Here is a 12,454-nt window from a genome sequence, read left to right on the forward strand (position 1 = left end):
CTTGGGTCAAAGGATTATTCTTCAGATCCTTATCAGCTTGGCTGAGGGCATTATCCAAGGCGGTCTTATCGGCGTCATTGGCGTCGTTGTAGTAGCCGTCACTCTTTTTAGCTGCTTCACCTTGGCTAATGGCTTGATTCAACCCATCTAAGTTGGTTGGTTGACCCTTCAAACCCTTGATCGCATCGTTAATAGCCTGGGCATCTTGAGAGGCCGTGGCTTGGGTCAAAGGATTATCATTCAGATCCTTACCAGCTTGGCTGAGGGCATTATCCAAGGCGCTCTTATCGGCGTCATTGGCGTCGTTGTAGTAGCGGTCACTATTTTGAGCCGCTTTACCTTTATTAATGGCGTCAGTTAATGCTGTCTTATCAGTTTCTTTTCCGCTTAAACCATTGATGGCTGTTTCAATTGCTGAAGCTGCTCCTTCAAATTGGTCTTGAGCAGTGATACCTGAACTAATGGCATTAGTACCAGCAGTCATTGCATCAGTTAAAGCCTTTTGCTTATCATCTGTATCGTTGTAATACTTAGCAGTACTTTCAGCATTTTTACCATTGATTAATGCTTGAACCAAATCATTAGTATTAGCCAATTCATTAATGGTATTTTGCATATTAGTAGGTGCATCTTTACCATATTCTGAAGCATTATTTCCGTCTGCAATCGCTTGCTTTAAAGCACCGTCAGCTACTTTTGGTGTGTCAGGATTGTCAATCAAATCATTGGCATTTTTAAGATTATTCTGTAAATCGTTTACTAATTGGGGATCAATTTTAACTTTGATATTCTGTGAACCATTAGTAGTACCAATTTTGATTGTCTTAGGTAATGTATCACCATCTAAAACCCAACCTTGAGGCACTTGCCCAGTAAAGTCTTGAGTTGTATTCTCCTTCCCAACATAATCCTGAGAACCAATAACTTCGTCCTTACCATCTACATAATTTACTGTTTGGGTAAATTGATCAGGTCCAGCAATTGGGGTAGAAAGTTGATCAAACGTCGGTGCACTAACACTTTCTGTACCCTTTACCACTTTGCCTTCAGTATCGGTCATGAAATTAGTGAACAGTAATTGAGGTGTAGTAGTTGTTTTACCGATTTCTCTCAATAAACCGGTCAATGACATCTTGCTGCCATCACTCAACTTATCGTTTAAATGATAAATAGTTCTAATAACTAATGGACGACTACCCAAAATACCATAGTAATAATTACCTAAATTAGATGATACTTTTCCGTTATTATTCCAAACGCTTGGATTTTCACTCGCATATTTTTGATATTGAGTGTCTTCTTGACCCGAAAAAGCACCGTCTCCATTTTGATCAAGTGAAAGTTGATTATGGTGATTATACGTTGAATCATTGTCATTAGTTGCATCTGGTAATGCTCTCACTTGACTCTTATAACTTGCCCCAGAATCAATAACACCACCAAAAACACCACCAAAATTAATTCGACTGATTTCCCCACTCTTAATATAAGGTAATAACTTGGGATCGACGCCATAATGATAGGTCCAGTATTTGACATTATCGTTTGCATTACCATCCCAACGGTTTAAATAGTTATCAACAACAATAGTGTTGTTTGTAGAATCATAATAAACATCATCATAACCACCAACAAAACTATGTGTACCGTCTTTATTCAGATCTGCTGTCGAAACACCGTAATTTTTTTCAGCAGCCATTATTTGATTATCTTTATCAGTGTTGAAGTAACTTGTATTAAATGTTGTAGCAATAATTGAATGGGGTTCATAAACATCATGTATAAACTGTTTACCAATTCCATAAACAAAACCTGTTCCTGTTTTATCTCCTTCATAAGAAACATAACTTCTGTATGCTAAAGGATCTTTATTAGTATCTACCTCATTGTTGTTATTTAAAATATCAGCTTGCTTTAGAATATTAAAAATTGAATCCTTAAATGTAATGGTCCCTGTTTTTTGAATATGACCATTAACAACACCACCTGACACCCAAGTCATTTGAGTTGCATTATTAAAATCTGCCCGCCAAACATTAGAATTAGTGTCTTTCGTGAATGTAACAGGGGTTTTACCTTTACCCTCATCAATAGAAATAGAATCGATTTGATTGCTTAACCGATCATCAATTTGCCAATCTAAATCTAGATTATTTACATCACTAACTGAGTCATGAACATATACACTTAAATCAAAATTCAATTCTTTTGATGTGTTCTCAACTGCTTTACCTGTTTCGTCTAAAAGTGTTGGTTTTAATTCATCAGGAGTGATATTTACTTGTTTAATACTACGTGCTGTATCACTAAGTTGCTCAGTTACTTTACCCAAATGTTTAGGATTAGAATATTCATTTAATCCTATAATTGTTGAACGTGAATTAGGATTAGGATCTACTTCTAAAAGGCTGGCTTCATATGCTGCAAAAGTATTTGCATTGGTTTGATCTGCAATTTTAGCAGTATTTACTGTTTCTGTGCCATTATTATTTTGGTTTATCCCTTTTAAACCTACCTCTGATAAATCAGAACCTCCATTATCTGAATTACCAGAATTGATATGATTAGTAGCATTGCTAGATTCAGCATCATTAGTGTTGTTTTTTACATCTACTGATGCATCATCTGTAGGTCCAGTCTGACTTTGATCTGTGCCTTTCGACTCTTCAGTCGTATTTTGGGTCGTCTCAGCCTTAACATTATCTGAATTACCAGAATCGATAGGATTAGTAGTATTGCTAAATTCAGCATCATTAGTGCTGTTTTTTTCAGCTACTGATGCATCTACAGCTACTCTTTGTGGATGTGTAGATCCAGTCTGACTTTGATCTGTGGCTTTCGACTCTTCAGTCGGATTTTGGGTCGTCTCAGCCTTAACAGTATTATTATTGCCACTCATAAAAGTTAAGCCCAATAAAACTGAACATACTCCAATACTTAACTTACGTAAACTAAATCTTTGCTTTACTCTATCAAAATTATTTCCTTTTTTAAACACAGTCTCTCCTTATTTTTAACAACAATACATTTTAACAAGCTAAGCTATAAAAACAAGAGACCGTAAAATAGTTTGTGTAAGTATGTGTTTTTTGTTCAAACCAATCATACGAGAAAGGAACTCCTTTTTCTAATGTTTTAAGAAATTAATTTAAGGAATCATTCATCCTTACACAAACTATTTTACGGTCTCTAGTAGGGAGTTAGCAATGTCCTTCTATATGTTAACACTAATAAAATAAAATTTCAGGGTAATTAAAAAAGATTCCATACAGTGCCTTTTTAAGACAATTTTTTGAAATCACAAAAGCCTTTTACATAGTAAAATTATTGTTTAAATAAAATAGGAAGGATATGAGATTATGCAAGAAACCGAATTGCATGTTAAAAAGCGGCGCAAGCGCTATTTAACGCTACTTACCGTAATGCTCATGATAGCTGGTTGCGGGGCTGGCTTAGCCGGCTCAAGTAGCCAAGCTTTAGCTAAAGGTAAACAGCGCGACTTTAACAGCGTTGCCGCAAAAAACTCAAAGAACTTTACCAAAGGTGAAAAGTTAGCTGATGCTTCTTGGACAGGCCGGAAATACGTCCATTCCTTTGATGCACGTAATGGCGAAATGATTCCAGGTAAAGACTTTGACGGGTACCTAAAATTTCCGAACCTGAAAAAAGCAAGCAGCCGGCCAAAAGGTTTTAGCTACTATTTATTTGGTGGAACTAAGTCAAATTGGTCGGTCGATACCGCAAAATCAGGCACAGTTTTATATAAGTATTCCGATAAAGACAAGGGCCATATCGGGATTTATTACAAGAATGCGGCTTATTACTACGATAAGGATATGAAGAAACCCAAGTTAGTATCACTTAGATTAACAATGACTAACTGGACTGATCCTTCATGGACTTGGGGAACAACAAATGGATCATTACACTATTTTAGATTCCACCCGCATAAGATTGGTTTTAATGCTCGTGGCGATGGTGTCGTTGTTTTCCATGTGGATATCATTGGCGTGAAAAATAAGAAAATTCCACTTTCATTTTGGGATCTGATGTGACCCCCAAAATTGGGACAAATTAGTATTATGCCGTTAAGGTTGTTAAAACATGATTCCGATATTCAATCGGGGTCATGTTTTTTCGTCCTGTTTTGATTCTTACGTTGTTGTAGTAATCGATATATTTGTGAATAGCTTGTTCAAGCTCATCTAAGTCCTTGTATTTATGCTCTTGGCCGTAGAACATCTCCCGCTTAAGAATACCGAAGAAGCCCTCCATTAGGCCGTCGTCAAGAGAGTTGCCTAGCCTGGACATACTCTGATCGATCCCTCTGTTAGCCAGAGCGGATTGATATGCATAGTGCTGATATTGCCAGCCACGGTCTGAGTGGAAAATAAGCCCGTTAAGAGCCGGGTGCTTCTCAAATGCATCATCTAGCATAGTCATCACTTGCTTAAGGTCTGGGTGTCTAGAAATGTTGTAGGAGATGATTTCTTGGGTACAACCATCGATAATTGGAGAGAGGTAGAGCTTTTGATCTTTAAGATGGAATTCTGTCACGTCGGTAAACCAATGTCTGTCGGGAATAATTGCGTAGAAATTGCGCTTGATTAAGTCTGGCTTGATCTTGCCTTGAACGCCATAATAGCTGCTGTATTTGCGTTTCTTGCGGATTGAGATGGCGAATAAGCCCATCTTTTGCATGAGCCTCTGCACCTTCTTATGGTTGATCTCATAGCCTTCCCGGCGGAGTTGTCCGCAGATTCTCCGGTACCCATAGCGCCGGCTATGTTCAAGATAGATCTCTTTGATTCGATCCATCAGCTTCTGGTTACGAGAATCCTTGTCTGGCTTATGAGTCTGATAGTAGTAGTTACTTCTTGAAATATGAGGCAATCCAGGATTGGCATTGATAACGTCGATAATGTACTTAACGCTAAGCCGCAATTCTTGCCTTAATTCAGTGATTGCACGAGCTAATTCTTCTTTTCTTGGCTCTTCCGTTCTTGAATTAAGGCCTCCAATTTTTTACGTATGCAAGCTCGACTGTAAGCCTCTTTACCTGCTCTTCCAGCTCTTTGATCCGTTGTTTGTCCTTGTTTTTGGGCATTCTTGGGTGGTCTACCTTTCTTCTTGGTAATGACAGTATACCCGTTTTCTTTGAAAGAGCGAAGCCAATTAGCAAGAATTCCTTGATTCGTAAGCCCTAAGTCTAAGGAAACCTGCCTAAGAGCTTCACCACCTAGCAGAACTCTATCAATGGCAGCGAGCTTGAAATCAGCAGTATATTTCTGTTGAGGGCGATCCAAAATGGCTTCGCCATGCTTTTGGATCAAGTCTACCAAATATTGGATTCCTCCACGCTCCATCCCATATTTTCGGCTGAGGTAGGTGCCTCTTCTATGATCGTCTACCCATTCGTGGTAGATAGCAAGTTTGATTTCTTTAGTGTATTTAGTCATGAAAATAACCCCCGAAATTATTGTCCTAATTTCGGGGGTCATATCAATCTGGACTATGGCCAGCACATTCGTGTACCAAAACTAATTGAGGCTTATCACAGAACACCAACTAAAGTTGTCTATGAAGGGGGCCACTGGTTTGGCGGTGCTCCGGGTAAATCAATGGGGATTCAAGGTACTGTTCATAGTGATGACCCAAAAGGTATGTTTGCCGTTAAAGTAAATTCGAATAACCTTGACTTTTCATATGGACGTAACTCATATGAATATGAAGGTACAAAATTTGAAAAAGACAAGCAGCGTTCATATCCAGTTAAACCCGGTGCTACGATTGGTAAAATAAGTGACATCAAGAAAAAAGTTAAGTTGGGTGGATTTGGTAACTGGATTGCGCTTAACTCCAACAAAAATATGCTATGGCACCCTTCAAAACGGCTTGTTGGTAAATATGTCGGTTTGAAAGAAAAAGGTACTAAAGTTGGCAGCGATTGGGTTAAGAACCTAAAAGTTCCGAAGCCTCAAGGCAGCTTCTACTACAACATCCGAAACGTTGTTTACTGGGAACCGGCTGGAGACTTAGAGAACTATGGTTTTGCTGACAATGACTTAGATCCGGGCCTTGATGTTGGCCGCGTTAGAGTTTATAAACAAAGCTCTGATGGCGGTAAAATGGTTGATAAGACCAGCTTCTTTAATATTTCCAAGGGCAAACACAGTGTTAAAGTCTTGGCAAAGCCGGGTGCTCTTAAGAAAGGTGCATTCTACAACGGTATTTACAATGTAGTAATTAAAGTTACTCCAAATAGTAAATTTAATTATAACCGTAAGCAAGGTGAAAAAATTGTCGGTATCGTTCACAATAAAGCACAATATGTTGTTCAACCTACTCCAAATAAGCCGGGTAAGCTTACTTGGACCGGCCAGACTAACCAAGTTAACGTAACTGTTACAGGTGGTGAAAAACCAAAGCCTGAACACCTACCTGACAGTCCTGGTAAAGGCGCTAAATGGGTTTACAAACGCAAAGAAGGCACAACTGGCAAACACAGTTGGGATATGTCCAACTATGACAATGGTACAGTTGTTGCCGGCCAAGAATTACACTACCGTTTAGCTTTTAGAATTAAAGCTTTGCAAGATACTGCTGATGAAAAGAAGAAGTATTCTGCAGCAACAATTACTGATCATTTGCCAAGCTACTTAGACGGTAGCACCGTTAAGAATGCTAAAGTAAGTTTTTGCAGTCCTAATGGCTGTATAGATGCAAGCGGTGGCCAAACTATTACCGCTGATGCTTCTCCATTCTTAAAACAGATGAAGAGCAGCGGTGTACTATACTTGAACTTTAAAATTTAATTCATTATTTTTCCTGCCTATGCTTCTAATGTATGAGCTTTTTTATTTTGCACAAAAAAAGTGGGCTTAAAGCCCACATATAAATCTATACACCAAAATATTTTTCCATATTAGGTTAAGATTTAGCACCTTGCCAATTTGAATTATATTCTTGAGTATCCTTAAGGGCACTCTTTAATATTCTCATACCCCTACTTTCCTCAATACTATTATCTTTATCAGCCGGGAACATCATTAGTTGTTTACTTAAACTTCCCACTTACAAAAGTGGGCTTGTACCTTGAAAATTCAATAGTTTAGCCAATAAAAAAGCACAAGGCCTTTGTTCGCTTGATATAATTCAACTACAACATCATCAATATCAAACGAAAGGCTTGTGCTATGTCTAGTTTACCATCATTCGATACCAAAAACGAACCCCAAATTTCTCGTTCTGTTGAAAAGTTCTTCAAGGACTACAAAGTTATGGAGCTTCTCCGTAGATGTGGGCTCCGCAAGTCCAAAGGAATCCCACTTTGGTCGATCCTTTCATACATCTTCAGTAATGTGTTTCGAGATAGAAGCATGTACATGCAACAGAAGTCTGGCAAGTGTACTGCTGGCTTCTCCAAAAACACCTACTATCGATTCATGCAGAACCCACATATCAACTGGCTTCGCCTCACTATTCTGCTAGCTGAGAGGATCGTCAATGGGCACCTGAAAGATCTGACTTCTGACCAACGTGCCGATTGCTTCGTCTTTGACGATTCGCTCTACTCCAGAACTGGATACAAGAAGACTGAGCTGGCTGCCAAAGTATTCGACCACGTTTCGATGACCTACAAGAAGGGCTTTCGGATGATGACCATGGGTTGGACTGATGGATCCTCCTTCGTCCCAATCGCTTCATCTCTCTTGTCCTCAAAGAATGATCAGAATGTCATCGGGACAACCAAGAAGATCGACAAGCGCACAATCGCGGCCAAAAGACGAATTATGGCCCAATCAAAGGGGACCGATGTAGTTATCCAGCTACTCGATCAAGCTTTGAAAGCAGGGCTTACTGCTAAGTACGTCATGTTTGACACTTGGTTCTCCAATCCTCATCAGATCGTCCAGATCAAGCAACGTGACCTAAACGTAATTGCCATGGTGAAGAAGAGTTCCAAGATCACATACGAGTTCGATGGTAAGCGGATGAACGTCAAGCAGATCTTCAGCGCATGCAAGAAGCGGCGAGGTCGTTCAAGATATCTCTTGTCCGTCCCTGTAAAGGTTGGAGATCCTGCCAAAGATGGTACCCAGATTGACGCCAGAATAGTCTGCGTAAGAAATCGCTCCAACCGCAAAGACTGGATCGCTCTTATTTGCACGGACATGACGATCGATGAAAATGAGATCATCAGAATTTACGGCAAAAGATGGGACATCGAGGTCTTCTTCAAGACCTGCAAGAGTTTCTTGAAACTTGGTACTGAATACCACGGCCTCTCATATGATGCATTGACTGCCCATACGGCTTTCGTCTTTCTGCGCTACATGTTCATAAGCGAGATGATGAAGATGATAGGACAATAGGCGAGCTCTTTTACTGCATGATAGACGAGCTTGCGGACATTACTTTCCATCACTCCCTTCAGATCCTGGTGGAAGCCATGTTCGAGAGCGTGAAAGAGATCTTCCAACTGACAGAAGAGCAGATGGAAAGGTTCACCAAAGCTTTCATTTCCCGCCTCCCGAAGTACATGCAAGAGGCTATATCGCCATCACTAGCAGCATAATTGAATATTTACTGGTTAAACTATTGAGTTTTCAAGGCTTCATAGTTCTTTTTGGTGTGGGAAGTTTAAGTTGTTTATCTATTTCTTTCCAAAGATCTTTATTTTTTTCTTCTCGCCGATTGTAAAATTAAACTGAACACTGTTCCGATCCAGTAAGAAAAATCGTTTTCACTGGATTAGAGCACAAAAAATCCATTTCAACCATCTGGTAGAATATGAATTACCACAAACATTTCTAGAGAGGTTAAAATGGATCATTCATATTCTAACACTAAACCACACCAAAAGGGCAAGCACCTTAAGCTGAACGACCGGACTACAATCCAGGAGCTACACTCTAAGGGCTACTCTAATCGTGCTATAGCTAGAGAACTTAACTGCTCACCAAGCACGGTCGTATATGAGCTCAAAAGAGGCACAGTATCCGTGTATACCGGCAATGTGAAGCGATATAAAGCTGTCGAAGGGCAAAGCACTTACGAACTACATAGAAGCGAATGCGGCCGCAAGAGCTTGTTTCTTCGCAGACATAAGTTCATCGACTATGTTTCCCACTGCTTCCATAATCGAGGCTGGTCTCTTGATGCTTGCGTGGGTTATGCTTTGGCCAAGGGAATCTTCCAAAAGGATCAGGTCGTATCAACCAAAACTCTGTATAACTACGTTGACTTGGGCCTAATGGATATCAAGAACGGTGATCTTCCAGAGAAGGTCAAGCGCAATACTAAGACTCGTCGTGCCCGCGTAAACAAGCGTATCCTGGGACGAAGCATCGATGAACGTAGTCCTAGAATCGAAAGCCGTAAGGACTTTGGTCACTGGGAATGCGATCTGGTTCTTGGACACAAGACTAAGGACGATGATGTATTGCTTACTCTGTGCGAACGAAAGACGCGTCAGTTCTTCATGATCAAGATTGAGGATAAGACCTCAGCTAGCGTTATGAAGGCATTTGATAAGCTTCGAGAGTACTACGGATCCAAATGGAATCAAATCTTTAAGTCTATCACAACCGACAACGGATCTGAGTTCGCAGATCTATCCGATCTTGAGCAAGTTTCCAAGACTCTTGTGTACTACGCTCACCCTTATACATCCTGTGATAAAGGCAGCGTAGAACGACACAACGGGATTATCAGACGCTATATTCCCAAGGGAGACCGTATGGATAAGTACAGTGTGGAAGATATTGCTAAGATCGAGGTATGGTGCAACTCTCTTCCTCGGAAGATCTTAAACTACAAGACTCCTGACACCGAACTTGACCGCATTTACCGGCGTAGATAGTCAAAATCTAGCAGATGTTATGGTAAGTGTTCAATTTATTCTTGCAATTGGCGTTCTTTTTCTCTTTGGTAAATCTTCAAGATTACGTCTTCTACCGAGACCCCAGTCTTGCTCAAAGAAATAATCTGTTCTGGACGAAATTCTTCCATCTTCGCAAACAGCTGACCAGGGTCATGAATGACTTCCTCGCGCACGTCTGCCCGGTCGCCAATCCAATATTTCAAACAGTAAGCATCAGCCTGCTTAATCTGCAGGGGCAGCTTGCTCAGTTTGTCGTCAAAAATCAGCTCGCCCTTGCTCAAAATCAGCAACCGCTGGGCCAAGGCCTCAAGATCGCGAACATTGTGTGAAGTTAAAATGATCGTCGTCTGATGCAGGCGATTTTCGTCCTTTAAAAAGTCATAGATCTTTTCCTGAGTCAGCAGGTCCAAGCCGATGGTTGGCTCATCCAAAAACAGGTAGCGGGGCTCATGAATCAATGAGCAGGCCAATTCACAGCGAATCCGCTGGCCCAGTGACAGCTTGCGGACCGGCAATTTGATGATCTCGCTGATGTCCAGCATGGCACATAATTCTTGCAGCCGCTGCTGATAGCGGTCTGGTTCCAGCTGGTAGATGGCCGCCAGCATGTTCAAGGTGTCGGCCGCTGGTAGATTCCAGGACAGCTGCGACTTCTGGCCAAACATGACGCCAATCTGCCGCAGCAGCTGCTTTTGCCGGCTTCCTGGAGCAATCCCGGCAACCGTTACGCGCCCCCTGCTCGGCTGGATGATTCCCGTCAAGAGCTTGGTCAAGGTGGTCTTCCCCGCGCCATTTGGCCCGATCAAGCCGACGATCTCACCGTCTTGGATGGTCAGATTGAGATTCTTGAGGGCCGGTACTGCCTGGTACTGACGGTGAAATATATCCCGCAAAGCTCCTTTTAAGCCCGGTTCCTTGCTGAAAGTCCGGTAGTCAAACGACAATTGATCAATTTCAATCATTTTGTTTTTGATTAAGCTCCTCATTTATTGCTAATGTTTTCTTGGGAAAGCTTAATCTTTATTTTAAAAAAGTCAAGCCATTTCTTCATCCTGCCTCAGAGTTGAGATAGAATGGCTTATTTGTGTATTTGCAAGTCGATGCAGGAACTTCAATTCTTAATTAGCAATATCGTAAACTTGTATATCGTAAACTTGTAAAGTATAATATCGTAAATCATAGTATTGTTAACGAGGTGCTTTTAATGTTTATCGGCAGAAACCAAGAGCTTACAGCTCTGAATAAGCTCTATCAAGAAGACAGCTTTCAATTTGCGGTCATCTATGGCCGCCGCCGTATCGGGAAAACCAGCTTGATCAACCAATTTCTAAAAGGCAAACAAGCCATCTATTTTACCGGCCTTGAAGAAAACGCCTTGGAAAACCTGGCCCGTTTTTCTGACGCGATTCACGCCTTCGAAGATCCCAGCTATCTGGATGGGCCAAATTTTGCCTCCTTTGAGCAAGCCTTCAAGTATCTCATCCATCTCTCTAAGAAAAATGGCCGCTTAATCTTAGTCATCGATAAATTTCCTTACCTGGCGAAAGCCTATCCGCCAATCAGTTCAATGCTGCAATCCTACATCGACCACTATTTCAAACAGAACAAGCTCTTTCTCATCCTCTGTGGCAGCTCCATGTCCTTCATGGAAAAGCAGGTCCTTGGCTACAAGAGCCCTCTTTATGGCCGCAGAACTGCCCAGTTTAAGCTGAAGCCTTTCAGCCTGCATGATGCCGAAGAATTTTTCCCGCAATTAAATAAGGAAGAAGTTTTTGAGCTCAATGCCATCACCGGCGGAATTCCCCTTTACCTCTCCTTCATGTCTCCAGAAAAATCCCTTAGGGACAACATCAAGGACAATTTCTTAACGACAAGCGCCATGCTTTACGCGGAACCAATGAGTCTGCTCAATCAAGAACTCCGCGAGCCGGCAAGCTACAGCTCCATTATCAGTGCCATCGCTGCTAGGGCCAGCCGGCTGTCAGAAATCTCAACTAAAACCGGTATTGCTAGCGGGGCCCTTAGCCCCTACTTGGACAATTTGATCGACCTGGGCATTGTCGAAAAACGGGTGCCAGTTACGGAAATCGATAAAGCCAGAAGCCGGAAAACCATCTATGCCATCAAGGATGGCATGTTCCGTTTCTGGTACACTTTCGTCGGCAAACGGGTCAGCTTTATCGAACGGGGGATTACCGAGCCAATTTTAGACTACATCATAAAGCAGCTTCCCCACTTTATGGGACCAGAATTTGAAAAACTCTCCCAAGAATACCTCTGGTCCAAACTGTTTGATCCAGAACTGGTGCCAGAGCCTTTTGTAAACTTAGGCAATTGGTGGGGTCCTGATCCCAAGGAAAAGAAGCAAGTCGAAATGGACATTGTCGGTTTCGATGACCAGAAGCTGAACGGCTACTTTGGCGAATGCAAGTGGAAAAATGGTAAGCGCCCAATATCGCGGTATATTAAAATCCCATCCTAGCAATGCTAAGATGGGATTAATCAGTTTATGGGACTTCACTTACAGTGTAGCTGAACATTCTCAGCCCATGGTAAATAGGCTTCCAG

6 protein-coding genes and 2 pseudogenes are annotated in these 12,454 nt (G+C 41.4%); 5 read left to right on the forward strand and 3 right to left on the reverse strand.

What is annotated here, in order from left to right; all coding sequences use genetic code 11:
- A partial coding sequence (locus FYJ62_RS09550) for a YSIRK-type signal peptide-containing protein (RefSeq protein ID WP_154549456.1) occupies positions 1 to 2,998 on the reverse strand: 2,998 nt, incomplete at its 3' end.
- A gap of 361 nt (positions 2,999 to 3,359) precedes the next feature.
- Here FYJ62_RS09550 and FYJ62_RS09555 point away from each other — a divergent pair.
- Entirely contained in the window at positions 3,360 to 4,055 is a 696-nt protein-coding gene (locus tag FYJ62_RS09555) for a hypothetical protein (RefSeq protein ID WP_154549457.1), read from the forward strand.
- A 25-nt stretch (positions 4,056 to 4,080) separates the two neighbouring features.
- On the opposite strand, the pseudogene FYJ62_RS09560 reads toward FYJ62_RS09555, so the two are convergent.
- Positions 4,081 to 5,459 (reverse strand): annotated as a pseudogene (locus tag FYJ62_RS09560) (IS3 family transposase).
- On the opposite strand from FYJ62_RS09560, the gene FYJ62_RS09565 reads away from it, so the two are divergent.
- The 3 genes and pseudogenes from FYJ62_RS09565 to FYJ62_RS09575 all read left to right on the forward strand — a co-directional run bounded on the left by FYJ62_RS09565 (position 5,400) and on the right by FYJ62_RS09575 (position 9,865).
- Complete coding sequence (locus FYJ62_RS09565) at positions 5,400 to 6,815, forward strand: hypothetical protein (protein WP_229771894.1); 1,416 nt, start codon at positions 5,400 to 5,402, stop codon at positions 6,813 to 6,815. The pseudogene FYJ62_RS09560 and the gene FYJ62_RS09565 sit on opposite strands and share 60 nt — an antisense overlap.
- A gap of 381 nt (positions 6,816 to 7,196) precedes the next feature.
- Positions 7,197 to 8,578 (forward strand): annotated as a pseudogene (locus FYJ62_RS09570) (IS4 family transposase).
- Between the two features lie 249 nt (positions 8,579 to 8,827).
- Complete coding sequence (locus tag FYJ62_RS09575) at positions 8,828 to 9,865, forward strand: IS30 family transposase (RefSeq protein WP_154549458.1); 1,038 nt, start codon at positions 8,828 to 8,830, stop codon at positions 9,863 to 9,865.
- 35 nt (positions 9,866 to 9,900) lie between these two features.
- Here FYJ62_RS09575 and FYJ62_RS09580 read toward each other — a convergent pair whose 3' ends face one another.
- The gene (locus tag FYJ62_RS09580) at positions 9,901 to 10,848 is read right to left on the reverse strand and encodes an ABC transporter ATP-binding protein (RefSeq protein WP_154549459.1); all 948 of its coding nucleotides are present in this window, start codon (positions 10,846 to 10,848) and stop codon (positions 9,901 to 9,903) included.
- A 242-nt stretch (positions 10,849 to 11,090) separates the two neighbouring features.
- Between FYJ62_RS09580 and FYJ62_RS09585 the strand changes: the two genes are divergently transcribed.
- Positions 11,091 to 12,368, forward strand: coding sequence for an ATP-binding protein (locus FYJ62_RS09585; RefSeq protein WP_154549460.1), 1,278 nt, complete (start codon positions 11,091 to 11,093; stop codon positions 12,366 to 12,368).
- Positions 12,369 to 12,454: the final 86 nt, after the last annotated feature.

Source organism: Lactobacillus porci, from assembly GCF_009695985.1.
Taxonomy (GTDB): domain Bacteria; phylum Bacillota; class Bacilli; order Lactobacillales; family Lactobacillaceae; genus Lactobacillus; species Lactobacillus absianus.